The organism is Neobacillus sp., from assembly GCF_031988165.1.
In the GTDB taxonomy this organism is placed as follows: Bacteria; Bacillota; Bacilli; order Bacillales; family Cytobacillaceae; genus Neobacillus; species Neobacillus rhizosphaerae.
The window spans coordinates 23,812-39,632 of sequence record NZ_DALZYO010000047.1; the positions used below are offsets into that span (position 1 = coordinate 23,812).

Consider the following 15,821-nt stretch of genomic DNA (forward strand, 5'->3'; position numbering starts at 1 on the left):
CATGTAACAATTACATGATTTTGCAAATTATACTTGCCCAATTATTTTAGCCCTTCAATTATCTTCTTATACACAGCTAATTCCAAAAAGAACTAAAATTTTTTTAAGAATAAATTACCCATTTACAGAAAATAATTCTATAAAGATTATTGCTGAAACTGCACCCGATGAAGGTTTGCAAAAATACCACCTTGCTCAATAAGCTCATCATGTCTGCCCTCTTCAGCGATACCGTCCTCAGTCACGACGATAATGCGGTCGGCATTACGAATCGTTGCAAGCCTATGGGCAATAATAAGAGTGGTTCTGTTTTGGGCAAGTTCTGTCAAAGCTTCCTGAATGACCATTTCAGTTTCGGTATCAAGAGCAGAGGTAGCTTCATCCAAAATCAAGATTGGTGGATTTTTCAAAAACATCCGTGCAATCGCAAGCCGCTGCTTTTGGCCGCCAGAGAGCTTTAAGCCCCTCTCACCAATTTGTGTCTCATAGCCATCAGGTAAGGAAGCAATGAATTTTTCAAGATGAGCACGACCTGCTGCTTCAGCAATTTCCTCATCGGTTGCATCCTGTTTTCCGTATGCAATATTTTCGCGTAGTGTCCCTGTAAATAGGAATACATCCTGCTGAACGATTCCTATTTGTGAACGCAAGGATTTTTTGGTCATATCACGGATATCAAGACCATCAATATAAATCCCTCCGCTATTCACATCATAAAACCGGGGAATCAAAGAGCAAATGGTTGTCTTACCAGCCCCCGATGGGCCAACAAGGGCAACCGTCTCACCTGAACGGAGATCCAAATTAATATTTTCTAAAACAGATTTATGCGAATCGTAGCGAAATGAAACTTCATCAAAGACGATATTTCCTTTTAGTGAAGCAACTTCCACCGCGTCCACTATATCCTTCACTTCAGGCTCAGAATCAATCAGGTCGATAAACCGTTTGAATCCTGCCATTCCTTTTGGATACAGCTCCATAATGGCGCTGATTTTATCAATTGGTTTAAAAAGAACATTGATATAAAGAACAAACCCGACGAGTTCTCCGTAGGACAGCTGGTTGGAGAAACTTAGCCAAGCACCATAAACAAGCACGATAATCGTGATCAGTCGCGTCATCATATAAATACCTGAAAGACTATATGACATAACGCGATAACCGCCAAGCTTCGCCCCCCTATATGTCTGATTATTCTTTTTAAATCTAGCAATCTCAAACCCTTCATTTGTAAACGATTGAACGACACGACTGCCTGATACACTATCTTCAACTCGTGCGTTAACATCTGCAATACTAGAATACATTTGACTCCAAGCTTTGTTCATTTTTAAATTACAGACGACAACCAGTAAGATTAGAAATGGTAGGATTATTACGGCAACCAACGCTAACTTGACGTTAATTGTTAACATGATCCAGAAAGCACCGATAAAGGTCATCAACGCGATAAATACATCTTCTGGACCATGATGGGCAAGTTCGCCAAGATCAAAGAGGTCATTGGTAATTCTGCTCATAATATGTCCGGTTTTGGTATTATCAAAAAAACGAAACGATTGTTTTTGGACATGTTCAAACAGTTCTTGCCTCATATCTGTTTCAATATTAATTCCGAGCTTATGGCCCCAATAATTCACAATAAACTGCAAGAAGGTGCTCAATAAATAAACAAGGAAAAGTCCGATACTAACAGACACAATTGTTGACCAATCGCCACCTGGCAGCAATTCATCAATAAACCATTTAACCGCAAGTGGAAAAGCTAATTCCAGAACCGCAACGATAACTGCGCTGCTAAAATCCATGATGAATAGCCTTCTGTGCGGTCGATAATAAGAAAAGAAACGCCGAATCATAAATTATCTCCTTTTTTCATAGTTAGCAATAATAGGATTATATGAAAAAATAGCGGACAATTTCAAGGATTTTGAAAATTTTTACGAAAAAAAAACGCCTGGATTTGTGAGGCTCCATGCGTTTTTACCAGATTCAAAATTAATGGTGATGATGGTGGCTGCCTTTTGCAGGATTGGTAATCAGCCATTCCTCTTTCGGAACATGGAAAAGCTGGATCCAAACACCAACCAAATACTCATTTTCTTTTTCAAGTATAAAATCGATATCTTTATCGGTTTTGACCACTTCATCCTTTTCTGTAGGAGTATCCATCATCAAATCATAGTGAGCGTGATCTCCGTGAATACTGGTGATATAAACGCGGAACAGTTTCCCTTTATCTTCTTCTTGTTCCAACATTTTTTTCAATGCTTTTGCTGCATGGCGATTAATTTTAACCTTCATGTTTAATTGCTCTCCTCTTTCTATGTATTCATTCATATTATCTCACTATTATTCTTAAATAGACAATTTTTTAGTAATTACAGAATAATAAATCAGTTTTTACTGGTAAGTGAATTACCTTTCCAAACCATTCCTAATTTAGCATAATAAATCCTTAACAAATTTGTCACATCTTTTTTCAAAAAACTATATTAACATCATAACTATGTTGTTAATATAGTGATAGGAAAAATACCTACTATAATTAATATTAAATAATAATTAATTTAATTTTATTACCGGTGTGTTTCGTTAAAAACAAGGCGTCATTCATTTTAGTTTGTGAATAGATTCACGCAATGTTTATCAAAGCTTATACAACCATCGAAAGGGAGAAACAGAAATGTTTAAAAAGAACCATTTAGCTCCACTTTTAGCTTTTTTGCCAGTACTACTTTTAAGCGGCTGCGATTCGAATATGGTTGTCTTTGAACCGAAAGGGCCTGTGGCAAGAGAAATACTCGGCTTGATTAATTGGTCACTTGTTTTCATGCTTCTTATTGTTGTTGTCGTTTTTGGTTTATTTGGTTATATCGTTTGGAAATACCGAGCAAGACCTGATAATAAAGATTACGAACCCCCCGAGGAACACGGCAGTACAAAATTGGAAATCATTTGGACAGCGATCCCAATTCTTATCGTTATCGCTTTGACAATCCCGACGGTAAATACAATTTACAAACTTGAAAAAGTACCTGAAGGCTATGAAAATAAAAAGCCAATCACGATAAATGTTACTTCTGCTGACTGGAAATGGATTTTTAGCTATCCTGAACAAGGGATAGAAACCGTTAACTACGTTAACATTCCTGTCGGTACACCCGTTAAGTTTAAGCTTACTTCTGCAGGTACAATGCAATCTTTTTGGGTACCAGCCTTAGGCGGGCAAAAATACACAATGAATAAAATGGAAACACAATTGTACCTAGTAGCAGATCATCCTGGAGAATATCTAGGAAAAAACACCAACTTCAATGGTAAAGGATATGCCGATATGGAATTCACGGTTGAATCCAAATCCCAACAAGCATTTGATAAATGGGTAAAAGATGTAAAGAAAACTGCACCGAAGTTAACGGAAAAGAAATATATAGATCTTTTGAAGCCAACTCACTTAGGACGACTTACTTTTTCAAACAATCATTTAGCCTGGGTCAACCATGGTGATATGAATTCGAAAACGTATACGTTCCCTGAATTGTACAGAAATCATGATTATCCAGGACAGATTTTTAAACAGCCGGATAACCAAAAGAACAAAGCTGGGAAAACGGATGATAAATCCATGGATATGAATATGAAAATGGATGGGGATTCTAATGGAGGCGAACACAATGGGCATTAAATGGGATAGGGTTTTTATTACCGGCGACCCGCTAATCTTAGGATCACAAATTGCGATTCTGTTAACGATGATTGGAATAGTTGTTTTAGTATCATATTTAAAAAAGTGGAAATGGCTATGGACAGAGTGGCTTACGACCGTAGATCATAAACGTATTGGGATTATGTATATCCTTGTTGGTGTATTAATGTTTTTCCGCGGTGGTATGGACGGTTTATTAATGAAAGCCCAAACCGCAACACCAGATGGACAATTACTCGATGCACAACATTATAATGAAGTCTTCACAACACATGGTGTCGTAATGATCTTATTCATGGCTATGCCATTCTTAATTGGAATTATGAACGTGATCGTTCCACTACAAATTGGGGCTCGCGACGTAGCTTTCCCTCAATTGAACGCTCTTAGCTTCTGGCTAACCTTTAGTGGTGCCATGTTGTTTAATATTTCGTTTGTTATTGGTGGTTCACCTGATGCAGGTTGGACTTCATATTTCCCTCTTGCTGGAAAAGAGTTTAGTCCAGGGGTAGGTAATAACTTTTATGCCGTAGCGCTTCAGATTGCCGGGATTGGTACATTAATGACTGGGATTAACTTTATCGTAACAATTTTAAAAATGAGAGCAAAAGGCATGACGCTTATGAAAATGCCAATGTTCTCATGGACGTCATTTGTTACATCGATAATTATTGCAGCGTCTTTCCCAATTCTTACAGTTGCCCTAGCTTTAATGACATTCGACCGCATCTTTGGAACCCACTTTTTTACGCTTAGTGGCGGTGGAATGGATATGATGTGGGTCAATTTATTCTGGCTATGGGGTCATCCAGAAGTTTACATCGTAGTCCTACCTGCATTTGGGATGTTCTCTGAAGTTATTTCAACATTTTCCCGTAAAACTTTATTTGGATATAAATCAATGGTTGGGTCAATTGTCGGAATTGCCATTCTTAGTATGTTAGTTTGGGTCCATCACTTCTTTACCATGGGTGCCGGACCAGGAGTAAACTCCATTTTCTCGATTACAACGATGATGATTGCGATACCGACTGGCGTAAAAATGTTTAACTGGTTATTTACGATGAGAAAAGGTCGCATTCAATTTACAACTGCCATGCTTTGGGCACTTGCCTTTATCCCATGCTTCTTAATAGGTGGTATTACAGGTGTAATGCTTGCGATGGGTGCAGCAGATTATCAGTATCATAACACCCTTTTCCTTGTGGCACACTTCCACTATGTATTAATACCTGGTGTTGTCTTCGCCGTATTTGCTGGTCTATATTATTGGTGGCCAAAAATGTTTGGTCACATGCTTAACGAAAAACTTGGAAAACTTCATTTCTGGTTGTTTGTCATTGGTTTCAATATGACCTTCATGCCAATGTTCTTCCTAGGATTAAATGGTGCGGTAAGACGTGCTTATACGTTCTCAGCTGAATCCGGATTTGGTCCGCTAATGCTCGTTTCAGCTATTGGTGCAGGTATTTTAGCCATCGGTTTCGCTTTCTTCTGCTATAACATTTATTGGAGCGCTCGCTATGCAGACCGTAATATATCCAGCGATCCATGGGATGCAAGAACACTCGAGTGGGCAACTGCATCACCCGTTCAATTCTATAATTTTGCAAAGATACCAGAAGTGACCTCTCTTGATGCTTTCTGGTACATGAAGAAAAAGAATAAAGGCTTAAAATTCAACAATGATGAGCTTGAAGAAATCCACATGCCAAGCAATTCTGGTCTCCCATTTATCATGAGTATCGTCTTTGGTATATCCGGCTTCCTCTTGGTTTTTGAGTGGAAAATTGCTGCTCTTGTTGCAGCTTTAGGTATCTTGGTTTGCTTAGCTATTCGTTCTTTTGATTACAATGATGGTTACCATGTTCCTGTTGATGAAATTAAGGAGATAGAAAATGGATGGCAAAACAAAGAAAAAGGAGTGGAAAAACATGTCAACTAATGTGAATACATCGCTTCCACTCGAATACCAAACAGAGCAAAATAGGATGAATATTCTAGGTTTTTGGATGTTCTTAGGTGCAGAGATTGTTTTGTTTGCGACTCTCTTTGCAACTTATTCAGTTTTAAGCACTCGCTATGCAGGTGGCCCGACACCACATGAACTTTACGATATAAAAGGTGTGATGATAGAAACTATCCTACTCTTAACAAGTAGTTTTACATGTGGGATCGCCATCTATGAAATGCACCGTCATAACAAGAAGGGTCTATTAACCTGGTTAATTATTACTCTATTACTTGGACTTGGTTTTGTCGGCATGGAGATCTCCGAATTTATTCATTATGTTCACGAAGGTGCAACCATGCAAACAAGTGCATTCTTATCGAGCTTCTTTGTTCTATTAGGAACTCATGGATTGCACGTTAGTATGGGTATCGGGTGGGCGACTATGGTTATCATCCAAATATTAAAAAGAGGATTGACGCCTGTAACTGCACGTAAGACGTTTATTATCGGCTTATACTGGCACTTCCTTGATGTAGTTTGGATCTTTATCTTCACATTTGTTTATTTAAAAGGGTTGGTGTAAACAATGGATAATCATACAAAAGGATTTCCAAAGTCACAAGTATTTGGATTTGTTTTGTCATTGGTGTTAACCTTCGCAGCTCTATTCGTTGCTTTAAAAACATCTTTATCATTTAATACGATTATTTGGATCATCGGCACTCTTGCTATAGTCCAAGCAGGTCTTCAACTCTTTATGTTCATGCATTTAAAAGAAGGTGAAGACGGTAATTCCCAAACGATAAACGTTATATATGGAGTATTTATCGCAGCAGTAACCGTTGCAGGATCGATTTGGGTTATGTCGTTCGGGATGTAAAGATAGAAAAAAGGTGTTAAAAAAAGGTGTCAGGCACCATGTGAAAATTTCACATGGTGCCTGACACCCATTTTTATTTTGGATTATTTTTTCTTTTTGTTTTGATCAATTGGTATCCGATGAAGGCTACATATAATGGTATTGCTACATAGATGAAATAAGGGAATCGATGCTGTTCTTTTTTGAAGACAATGTAAATTGCGTAGCCTAGAAAAAGGGTGATAATAATACCGTATTTTGGCAGTGGGATATCCTTCAGACTAGGAATTTTAATTGTACTTACCATCAAATAGCAAAGTAGGAAAAAGGCTATCACAAAGATGAAACCCGGCATTTTCCCATGAAACAAAGTTAAGAGGGTTAATAATCCCCCCGCTGCCGTAATCGGGACACCTGTAAAAAACTGCAAGGATGATTTCACAGCATTAATATTGAATCGCGCTAACCGATATGCTCCGAATAATGGGAAAAGACCGGCAACAGCCATCCCGACAGTCCCGAAGAAAGAAAAATAAGCATAATAGGCCATCATCGCAGGAGCTACTCCAAAAGTAACAATGTCGGCAAGTGAATCAAGTTCTTTTCCAAGTTCACTTTCTACGCGCAGCATTCTGGCTATTCGGCCATCCATACTGTCAAGCATCATGCCAATTAAAATAAGAATAGCTGCATTCTTATAATCTCCTTGCGCTGAGTACATAACTGATAAAAATCCAAAAAATAAATTAGCAAGGGTAAAAAGGTTAGGAATACTATTTCTGATAATATGTATCACTCCAATGTTTCATTAGGTGGATCATTATGATTTAATCAAACAACCATCATTCACCTCGTTTATATTTCTTATTATAACCTTTTTCTTTATAAAATTGGAAAAACCAAATAGCAATTGTTAACCAGAATCCGCTGGCCAAATATCCCCCAATAATGTCGCTAGGATAATGTACCCCCAAATAAATTCGACTTATTCCAATACCTAGAATCATGACGACACTAATGAAAATTAACAGACTTCTTCCCCACTTACTTTCAATGTGACGCCAAAGCAAGAACGAAATAATGACATAAACGGTAAAGGCATTCATCGCATGACCACTTGGATAACTATACCCTGAAATATCAATTAAACGATGGAAATTTGGACGAACCCGGTGAAATATCTGTTTCAAAATTTGGTTTAATACCGCTGAACCAATAATAGCAGAAATGAATAGTATCAATTCTAAACGATGATGTAATACTTTATAAAGGAATACCATTAGAATGACACTTAAGATGATAACAACCGGCGCTGAACCAATAAAGGTGAAAAATTTCATCACTTTTGTTAAAAATGTTGATTCAAGTCCTTGAATAGCTGCTATTACATCGCTATCAAAATCAATAATTTTATGGTCACTTATGAACAATGTAATAAAGCTGAATCCGATCAAGCAGACTAAACTTATGATGAAAGCGATAATTAAATGAAGTTTTAGATTCATAAGAAGGTCCTCTCAGGCGTGATTTTTCAACGTTATAAAAACTTATCATATCGTACCATGTTATAACAATAAAAAAAAGGGGCTGTCCAAAAAGTCAGGTAAATGACTTTTTGGACAGCCCCTCCATATTTTTAGGTTGCTAAACTTGTCTGTTGATTTCCGCTCCAGGCGCTTTGCTTTCCACGGGCGGTCCGGGGAGCCGCCTGGGCGGAAAAATCGAAAAAATATAAAGCAGGTGGAGATAAACTATTCGTTTTTCTCCACCTACTTTATTTTAGTAACTTATTGGACAGCCCCAAATTTTCTTTAATGGCTGCATTCTTTTTTGAAAATACAAAGATCTTTTGCCCAAAATAATTTAACACGGTGTACAAACAGGTACCTACTAGGACTGAAAGGTCGGTTTTAACATTTGAATGGATGAAATCATTATTTTTCAGTATCCATACTACAAAACTTCTTCCAATATCATAGGCAATGAAGTAACAGCACAGAATGACAATGATAAAGCGAAGCGCACTTTTTGTAACAGAATCTTTGCTTTTAAAGGTAAAGCTTTTGTTCAAAAAGAAACTTACACAAGCACCAATTGCATTGCCAACGAAAGTGGACATCCAATAGGAAAGTCCCAGCGCATGTAACAGAAGGTACATGACGGACAATCCCACTATCGTATTTATCATTCCTACCATAATAAAGCGAACAAATGGATATTTCATACGCACTCCTATTTTACTAAAGCGTTTAATTCTTTCGGCTCAATCATTTGATGAGAAAATAAATCTTTTTCAATCGCATACCTTGGACGTCTTTTTACCTCATGATAAATTTTCCCAATATACTCCCCAATCATACCAATCCCCAGAAGTTCAATAAATTCATAAACTTTGTCTCATTCCCATCGTAAATAAAGCATTTTCGTGTTCTTTTACACAGTTTCTTGTCTGAATAATTACCTTAAGTGCATCACTGGAGGAGGTTTTGGATTGATATTGCCTGGATCTTTGTTTCATCCTATATAATGGTTTCGAGTCCATTATGACACTTTCAATTTTTCCAATTAAATCGTGATCATTTTCAGCTTGCATTGCTAAACCAGATTCCACTAAGAAATTAGCATTATCTTCTTCCTGGCCTGGAAGTGGATGATAAACTAATAAAGGAAGCTCCATCGCCATTGCCTCTGAAGTTGTTACACCCCCAGGTTTCGAAATCATTAAATCAGAAAGGGCCATCAACTCATTTACATTTTCGCTATATCCAAGGAGGAGAATATGGTGCTTTGATCTGCTAAGTTCTTCCTCCAGTTGATTTTTTAAATTCTTATTCCTACCGCAAACAATAATGATTTGGATTGGGGATGAAAGTTTCTCTAAAGCACGGAAGGTGGATATCCCCTTTCCAATTAAGCCTTCTCCTCCTCCCATTATAAGGAGAGTGAATTGGCTAGAGTTCAAATTGTATTTCTTTGCGAGACACTCTCGAGACTGTGTGGTCACAAATTTTTTACGAACAGGTATACCCGTATGTTTAATTTTATCGCTTTCTATTCCAAGAGAAATCAGTCGGTCCTTTACCTGCTTAGATCCCACAATATATTGATCAGTAAATGGATGAATCCAATAAGAATGGTCTGTGTAATCCGTAATAATTGTTACAGCTGGGATGTTAACTAAACCATTTTCTTTTAATTTTGACATGATACCAGCAGCAAATGGGTACGTGCTTACAACCACAGAAGGTTGAATTTCTTCTATAATATCAAGTATTGATCCCATTCCAAGTGTAAAAAAAGAATTTAACTTCACAGAGAAAGGATTTCTTTCACGGGTTCTCTTATAAAGATAGCTGTACACTCGAGGAAACCTTTTAATGACTCGACTGTAAAAGTAATGACTTACAGGAAAAAGGTTGGGATGTAACCACTCCATAATATCTAGAATAATTGGCTCAACATTTGGCAGCGTAAATTGTACAGCTTCACTCAGTGCATTTGCTACCTGTTTATGTCCGTCTCCAAATGAGGCAGATAATATAAGAATTTTATCCTTCTCTTGATTATTCATATCAATACTATCCCCTCATGTGATTTGTTATTGTTGTACTAATTTGCTCTATCAAATTGAAAAAACATCGAGCACTTATTGCCAGAAGGTTAGTGCATTGATTTTCAGAAACAACTAAAAGGGAAAACAGAATAATCCTCTGATACTTTTAGCTATTTCGTTTCGTTTTTTTAAATTTCCATTGATAAACGAGATAACAAATAGTAAAAATAAAAGCACTAATGATTGCAGGAGTAACATATGGTTTTGCAGCCTGATTAATTTGATCCCATTTTGTTCCCAGTGTCATTCCAAGATAAAGGAAAAGAATGGACCAAGGAATAATTGCAAAAATGGTATAAATGCTAAATTTCGAAAATGACATCCGGGCAATCCCAGCTGGAATGGAAATGGCATGTCTCACAAAAGGGATAAAGCGGGCTGTAAAGATAACGCCTGAGCCATATTTGCTGAACCATTGTTGAGCAAGATCAATATGATGTGGTTTGATTAACAAATACTTTCCATATTTATCGAGCAGAGGTCTTCCCCCATATCTTCCCAACCAATATAGGAACCATTGGGCAATAATACCACCTATTGTCCCTGCTACCACAGCTCCAATGAATGAAATTTTTCCAATGGAAATTAAATAACCCCCATATGCTAATACGATTTCACTTGGAATTACTTCCACCATTAAGCCAAGGGTAATTCCTAAATAACCAAGGCTTGAAAGCAAATCAAATATAGACTGAATGAAATGTGACATAATATACCTACCTTTTGAAGAATAAAAACTTTTCTTGGAATGACTTTACGTTTCACTTAATAAAGTGAAACTTCAATCAGCGGGGCTTTTACGGTCCGTTATTGCGGAAAAAATTTTCATGCTTGAAATTTTTATTTTAATTACCCTTTAAACCGATATCCAGCACCCCAAACAGTCTCGATATATTGAGGATTTGAAGGATCAGTTTCAATCTTTTCACGGATTTTGCGAATGTGCACAGTAACGGTTGAAATGTCACCTAAAGAATCAAAGCCCCATAACTTTTCAAATAATTGCTCTTTGCTAAAGACATGGTTCGGATGCATGGAAAAAAAAGTTAATACGTCAAATTCCTTTGTGGTAAAAACAACCTCATGATTATTGACATACACCCGTCTTGAAGCTTGATCAATTCGAAGACCCCGTATCAAGATATTGTCATTTTGGGGTTCCTTTCCAATAAGTCTTTGATAACGAGACAGATGCGCTTTTACCCTCGCTACCAGTTCACTGGGACTAAATGGCTTGACGATATAATCATCTGCACCCAAACCCAAACCACGAATCTTATCAATGTCTTCTTTTTTGGCAGAAACCATAAGAATCGGGATATCCTTTTCCGTTCGGATTGCTTTGCAAATTTGAAAACCATCAACCCCTGGAAGCATAAGATCGAGCAGCACCAAATCAACCTTTTCCCGTAAAGCTTTTTTTAAGCCATCATCACCTGTTAGCGCAATCTCAACCGAAAATCCATCTATTTCTAAGTAATCCCGCTCAAGCTCGGCGATACTCTTATCATCTTCAATAATTAAGATCCGTTTCATTTTTCTTCACCCGCTTTTTTTAAGGTAAATAGGATTGTTGTTCCTTTTCCATGTTGACTTTCCGCCCAGATGGAACCATGATGCTCTTCGATAATTCGCTTCGCAATGGATAATCCCAGTCCACTTCCGCCTTTTTCCGTTCCTCGTGCCATATCGGCACGGTAAAAGCGGTCAAAAATCATCGGTATATTCTCTTCTGAAATCCCAGGGCCGTTGTCATTCATTTTGAAAAGAACAAAAGAATCTACAGTGGATAAATAGAAGGAAAGCTCTTTGTTCGGTTTATCAATATACTTCAAAGAATTATCGACAATATTGGTTATTACTCGTTTCAGATGCTCACGATCACCTATTATCAGGTAATCACCATTTTTATCTATGTTTAAGTTAATTTCAACTTTCATTTCTTCCAAATCAAAGCGAAGCTCTTCCACAAAATCCTGAAGATAGTGATCAAAATGAATCGTTTCAAAATGAAAAGGAAGGCTCTGGAGGTCTAATTTAGAATATAAAAAGAGTTCATCAATCATATGATCCAAGTCGATAGATTTCGAATGAATCGTTTGAATATAGCGGTCGATTTTTTCCGGGCTGTTAGCTACACCATCGCGAATTCCTTCAACATATCCTTTAATGGTGGTAATCGGCGTTTTTAAATCATGTGAAATATTGGCGATTAGTTCTTTGCGATTTTCCTCATAGGCTAGCTGTTTTTCAATCGATTCTTTTAACCTAACACGCATTTCTTCAAACCCTTGGGCAAGCTGACCAATTTCATCCTTGGATGTTACAGGAATTGGAAGGGTAAGGTCCCCTTCTTTTATATGCTTGGCAGCCTTTTGTAATGCTCGAATTGGGCGAATGATACTTCTTGACACATAGTAAGTCAACAATCCATTTGTTACGATTAGGATAACAATCAATACAATAAATAAAATTGGGAACGAGGATCGAACAAATTTAGCAAAACTGCTTGCATCCGTTACAAAGAACAATGAACCTTGTGAACCATCTGGATAGAAAAAATCAAGTTTTTTTATCGAGATTACTTGATGATCAATTTGTTCAACGGGATCAACTTCACCAAATAAACCAAATTGCGGAAGTTCCTCCACATCTAAACCTTTTAATTTAGCTGGTAAGTAAATGATTTTATCTCCTTTTCTCACCACTAATGAGTTGCCACCCATTTTATTTAATTGACCGTTAATCTTTTTTAAATAGGTTTGATCCAAAAATTTTCCTGAGTTTTTCATTGTTTCCTTGTGTAAATCAATATATAATTGATTTTTTTCAGAAATATGATGGTGATGCTCTGGTGGCAAGTAGATGTTTCGCAATTCTTTTATATCCCCTCTAAAAAGTAAAGCCACTAAAAGTCCGGACAAAACAACAAATAATATTGGCACTAGAATCATTGCCAAATAGGATAATAAAAGTCTTAAACGAATGGACATCTATTCCACAACTTTCTTCATTAGAATTCTTTTCTGCTAAACTTATAGTAGCCTACTGTAAAAAATAATGCACTAAATGAAACGAGGTAAATCGTTCTTCCCATAGTAACCATAGTAAAACCGCTATTTATCCAGCGTTGGTACCAATCGTTATCATAAGCCGGCAACCACTGAGCAATACCTGGAAAAAGATAGGTTAAAACTACCATAACTAGGTAAAGTAGGATAGAAAATGTTAATGCCTTGCTGCTTGAACCGAACCATAGTGCCAGGAAAACCAAGAGAATCCCAATTGCCATTAATGGAAACCATGATAGCAAAAACGCTGTGAAGCTCATTAATAATCCACTAAATGTGAAGTTCTCAAGCCAAATCGCCCCTGTTATTAATGATGAAAGACAGACAAGCATTAAAAGAGTCAATAAGTATATGCCCGTACAGACAATCTTGGAAGTAAACAGCTTGAACCGTGATAATGGACGGACAAGCAGGAAGGACAGTGTTTTTTGTTCTTGTTCTCCTGCAAACATATCACTAACGCACAATGCCAATAATAATGGTAGGTAAAAGGATACGGCTAAGCTTAAAATCACGAGTGGGAATGACTCCCCATCAAAAGCTGTGAAACCAAACTTGTTTTGCATCATTTGAATAGCTGGGCCCACAAGTAAAGGGAATAATGCTGAGAGGCAAAACAACACAATGGATGATTTTTTCCGTAATAACTTGTTCCACTCATTTTGTAAGTTGGGCATTTTGGTTCACTTCCTTCCCTTGACGAATGTGGTTAATATAAAAGGATTCAAAGGTTTGACCTTCAGCTAGTTGATTTTTATCCACTTCGGCAATGATTTTCCCCTTTGAAAGAATGGCGATTCGATTACATAAACGCTCAACCTCATCAATTAAATGAGTCGAGAGGATAAAGGTGACACCTTCGTCTTTCGCTAACCGGCTAATAAGTTCCTGAAAATCAAGTTTCCCTTCAATATCTAGGCCATTTGTGGGTTCATCTAAAATAACAAAAGATGGCTTGGAAAGTAGTGCTGCCGCTAAATATAAACGTTGCCGCATACCTGTTGAAAAAGACTTCACTTTTTCATGCTTATGCTCCTCCATGCCTACCCAATGGAGTACTTCATCAATTCTCCCTTTTTCAAGGGAAGGATATAATCTTGCTGCTAACATGAGATTTTGATAGGCCGTTAAATAATCAAACGCTTCGACCCCACTGATTAGTGTTCCAACCGATTGCATCGCCAGTTCAAAATGTTCCATGACATTATAACCATTAATCAATATTTCCCCTTGCTCAGGATGGCTTAATGCTACGATACACTTCATCAATGTCGTTTTCCCTGCACCGTTTGGTCCCAATAACCCGAAAATCTCACCATGTTCTACCGAAAAACTAATATTTTCAACACCGCGTCCATTTTTATATTGTTTTGTTACGTTTTGCAGCTCAAGAACTGGCACACCTCTCACTCCTTTTTACAGCAGTTTTATATAAGCAAGGATCCCCTTGTAATAGTCATTTTTTTAACCAAAGGCAGAGGAAAGTGTCCCCTCTGCCTCATTGGTAATAATCTTTACCTTAGCAAATTAATCTTCATGGCCTGTATGTTTATCTTGTACTTTGATAACCTTTTTGCCTGTCAAATCAACGTTTGTAACTTTTGAATTATTTAACTGATCGAATTTATTTGCAAGCTTTAATACAAGATCATGGTGTGTACCATTTACATCCTCACCGGAGACATAAATAGTGGCTTCTTGACCGACTAAGTATTCATTCTTATCCACTACGCCTTTTAAGACAACACGGGATACGTTTATGTTATTTGTTAGTTGTGGAAGCTGTGGTTTTAGGTCAGCAAACTGCAAAGAACCGAATTCCGCTTTTTCCATATGATTCTTCTGCTGGTCGATGTTCTTAAGGAAGAAAGATACTACAGCCTGTCCAACGGTAGGTATTTGATTTTTAGAAAGATCAAGCTGTAGCTCGGTATTCCCATTCGCTAAATCTTTCGCTGTAATCTTATCTTGATAATTTTTTGTTAAAGCATCAAAGATTGCCTCTACATCTTTTTGCATTTTTGGTGAGAGGTTTTCATCTTTATGCTCCTTATGCTTAAACTCTTTCTTATGTTCACTTTCTTCTTTTACATAGTAATTAACGTCCTTACTGCTCTTCACGACCGTCTGATTCGCTTTTGAAAAATAATCAACTTTTGTCGTTTTACCGCCATTTGTAACACTTACATTGCTATTTCCAGATTCATCCTTTAAATTCGCTTTGTTCAAGGAATCAACCAGGTAAATCTCCTTGCCATTATCCGATAATGACGCTGAAGTATGAGCCGTAAAACTGTTGATGGTATGCGTTTTTTTAACAGCCGTCTTGAACAGCTCGTATCCAGATGTGGATGCAGATGCAGATAAAACACCTCCAACCATTAATAATCCACTGATACCAGCGGCAGCCAGCACTTTCTTCTTCATTTTTCTTCCTCCTTCAATGCATAGTGTTGTAACATAATAAGAATAGATGACCAAACTAAACAAACTATTAATGAACTATTAATAATTTCTTAAATCGGAAGCTTATGGTAAAAGTATTCAGTGGTGGATGGAAAAGCGCAAGGCGCCCGCCTATCGGCGTATGGACTGGAGCGCTTCGACTGAGA

General features: G+C 37.3%; 16 protein-coding genes and 1 pseudogene. 4 read left to right on the forward strand and 13 right to left on the reverse strand.

Annotation, left to right across the window (positions count from 1 at the left end; genetic code table 11):
- Positions 1–146: 146 nt before the first annotated feature.
- On the reverse strand, positions 147–1,862 hold the full coding sequence (locus RTR43_RS22165) for an ABC transporter ATP-binding protein (protein WP_312475353.1): 1,716 nt from the start codon (positions 1,860–1,862) through the stop codon (positions 147–149).
- Between the two features lie 139 nt (positions 1,863–2,001).
- The gene (locus RTR43_RS22170; protein ID WP_312475356.1) at positions 2,002–2,307 is read right to left on the reverse strand and encodes an iron-sulfur cluster assembly accessory protein; all 306 of its coding nucleotides are present in this window, start codon (positions 2,305–2,307) and stop codon (positions 2,002–2,004) included.
- A 382-nt stretch (positions 2,308–2,689) separates the two neighbouring features.
- Here RTR43_RS22170 and qoxA point away from each other — a divergent pair, with 382 nt between their 5' ends.
- Genes qoxA through qoxD form a run of 4 tightly spaced genes read left to right on the forward strand, consistent with a single transcriptional unit; the run spans position 2,690 to position 6,546 of the window.
- The gene (gene qoxA / locus RTR43_RS22175; protein ID WP_312475359.1) at positions 2,690–3,691 is read left to right on the forward strand and encodes a cytochrome aa3 quinol oxidase subunit II; all 1,002 of its coding nucleotides are present in this window, start codon (positions 2,690–2,692) and stop codon (positions 3,689–3,691) included.
- On the forward strand, positions 3,681–5,657 hold the full coding sequence (gene qoxB, locus RTR43_RS22180; protein ID WP_312475360.1) for a cytochrome aa3 quinol oxidase subunit I: 1,977 nt from the start codon (positions 3,681–3,683) through the stop codon (positions 5,655–5,657). Before qoxA ends, qoxB begins: the two co-directional genes overlap by 11 nt.
- Positions 5,647–6,249, forward strand: a complete 603-nt coding sequence (gene qoxC, locus RTR43_RS22185; RefSeq protein WP_312475362.1) for a cytochrome aa3 quinol oxidase subunit III — start codon at positions 5,647–5,649, stop codon at positions 6,247–6,249. Before qoxB ends, qoxC begins: the two co-directional genes overlap by 11 nt.
- Before the next feature lie 3 nt (positions 6,250–6,252).
- The gene (gene qoxD, locus RTR43_RS22190; protein ID WP_312475364.1) at positions 6,253–6,546 is read left to right on the forward strand and encodes a cytochrome aa3 quinol oxidase subunit IV; all 294 of its coding nucleotides are present in this window, start codon (positions 6,253–6,255) and stop codon (positions 6,544–6,546) included.
- Between the two features lie 73 nt (positions 6,547–6,619).
- On the opposite strand, the gene pssA is transcribed toward qoxD, so the two are convergent.
- The 11 genes and pseudogenes from pssA to RTR43_RS22245 form a co-directional block, all read right to left on the reverse strand.
- Positions 6,620–7,321, reverse strand: coding sequence for a CDP-diacylglycerol--serine O-phosphatidyltransferase (gene pssA / locus RTR43_RS22195; protein WP_312475366.1), 702 nt, complete (start codon positions 7,319–7,321; stop codon positions 6,620–6,622).
- 46 nt (positions 7,322–7,367) lie between these two features.
- Entirely contained in the window at positions 7,368–8,030 is a 663-nt protein-coding gene (locus RTR43_RS22200) for a phosphatase PAP2 family protein (protein ID WP_312475369.1), read from the reverse strand.
- Between the two features lie 269 nt (positions 8,031–8,299).
- Entirely contained in the window at positions 8,300–8,749 is a 450-nt protein-coding gene (locus tag RTR43_RS22205) for a GtrA family protein (protein WP_312475372.1), read from the reverse strand.
- Between the two features lie 8 nt (positions 8,750–8,757).
- Positions 8,758–8,904: pseudogene (locus RTR43_RS22210) on the reverse strand (hypothetical protein); the annotation flags it as partial.
- A 4-nt stretch (positions 8,905–8,908) separates the two neighbouring features.
- Positions 8,909–10,096 (reverse strand): MGDG synthase family glycosyltransferase, encoded by a 1,188-nt coding sequence (locus RTR43_RS22215; RefSeq protein ID WP_312475374.1) that lies wholly within the window; start codon positions 10,094–10,096, stop codon positions 8,909–8,911.
- Between the two features lie 148 nt (positions 10,097–10,244).
- The gene (gene uptA / locus RTR43_RS22220; protein WP_312475376.1) at positions 10,245–10,847 is read right to left on the reverse strand and encodes an undecaprenyl phosphate transporter UptA; all 603 of its coding nucleotides are present in this window, start codon (positions 10,845–10,847) and stop codon (positions 10,245–10,247) included.
- A gap of 140 nt (positions 10,848–10,987) precedes the next feature.
- Positions 10,988–11,674 carry a response regulator transcription factor gene (locus RTR43_RS22225; protein WP_312475379.1) on the reverse strand — a complete coding sequence of 229 codons (687 nt, stop codon included), beginning with the start codon at positions 11,672–11,674 and terminating at the stop codon, positions 10,988–10,990.
- The gene (locus RTR43_RS22230) at positions 11,671–13,131 is read right to left on the reverse strand and encodes a sensor histidine kinase (RefSeq protein ID WP_312475381.1); all 1,461 of its coding nucleotides are present in this window, start codon (positions 13,129–13,131) and stop codon (positions 11,671–11,673) included. Before RTR43_RS22230 ends, RTR43_RS22225 begins: the two co-directional genes overlap by 4 nt.
- 20 nt (positions 13,132–13,151) lie before the next feature.
- Positions 13,152–13,886, reverse strand: coding sequence for an ABC transporter permease (locus RTR43_RS22235; protein ID WP_312475383.1), 735 nt, complete (start codon positions 13,884–13,886; stop codon positions 13,152–13,154).
- Positions 13,867–14,610: an ABC transporter ATP-binding protein gene (locus RTR43_RS22240; protein WP_312475386.1), complete on the reverse strand. Its 744-nt coding sequence runs from the start codon at positions 14,608–14,610 to the stop codon at positions 13,867–13,869. Before RTR43_RS22240 ends, RTR43_RS22235 begins: the two co-directional genes overlap by 20 nt.
- A gap of 126 nt (positions 14,611–14,736) precedes the next feature.
- Positions 14,737–15,636 (reverse strand): hypothetical protein, encoded by a 900-nt coding sequence (locus tag RTR43_RS22245; RefSeq protein ID WP_312475388.1) that lies wholly within the window; start codon positions 15,634–15,636, stop codon positions 14,737–14,739.
- Between the last annotated feature and the right edge of the window lie 185 nt (positions 15,637–15,821).

Excerpts from the sequence above, each read along its gene's own strand:
- RTR43_RS22165 (WP_312475353.1), bottom strand. The coding sequence starts at position 1,862 with ATGATTCGGCGTTTCTTTTCTTATTATCGACCGCACAGAAGGCTATTC.
- RTR43_RS22170 (WP_312475356.1), bottom strand. The coding sequence starts at position 2,307 with ATGAAGGTTAAAATTAATCGCCATGCAGCAAAAGCATTGAAAAAAATG.
- qoxA (WP_312475359.1), top strand. The coding sequence starts at position 2,690 with ATGTTTAAAAAGAACCATTTAGCTCCACTTTTAGCTTTTTTGCCAGTA.
- qoxB (WP_312475360.1), top strand. The coding sequence starts at position 3,681 with ATGGGCATTAAATGGGATAGGGTTTTTATTACCGGCGACCCGCTAATC.
- qoxC (WP_312475362.1), top strand. The coding sequence starts at position 5,647 with ATGTCAACTAATGTGAATACATCGCTTCCACTCGAATACCAAACAGAG.
- qoxD (WP_312475364.1), top strand. The coding sequence starts at position 6,253 with ATGGATAATCATACAAAAGGATTTCCAAAGTCACAAGTATTTGGATTT.
- RTR43_RS22200 (WP_312475369.1), bottom strand. The coding sequence starts at position 8,030 with ATGAATCTAAAACTTCATTTAATTATCGCTTTCATCATAAGTTTAGTC.
- RTR43_RS22205 (WP_312475372.1), bottom strand. The coding sequence starts at position 8,749 with ATGAAATATCCATTTGTTCGCTTTATTATGGTAGGAATGATAAATACG.
- RTR43_RS22215 (WP_312475374.1), bottom strand. The coding sequence starts at position 10,096 with ATGAATAATCAAGAGAAGGATAAAATTCTTATATTATCTGCCTCATTT.
- uptA (WP_312475376.1), bottom strand. The coding sequence starts at position 10,847 with ATGTCACATTTCATTCAGTCTATATTTGATTTGCTTTCAAGCCTTGGT.
- RTR43_RS22225 (WP_312475379.1), bottom strand. The coding sequence starts at position 11,674 with ATGAAACGGATCTTAATTATTGAAGATGATAAGAGTATCGCCGAGCTT.
- RTR43_RS22230 (WP_312475381.1), bottom strand. The coding sequence starts at position 13,131 with ATGTCCATTCGTTTAAGACTTTTATTATCCTATTTGGCAATGATTCTA.
- RTR43_RS22235 (WP_312475383.1), bottom strand. The coding sequence starts at position 13,886 with ATGCCCAACTTACAAAATGAGTGGAACAAGTTATTACGGAAAAAATCA.
- RTR43_RS22245 (WP_312475388.1), bottom strand. The coding sequence starts at position 15,636 with ATGAAGAAGAAAGTGCTGGCTGCCGCTGGTATCAGTGGATTATTAATG.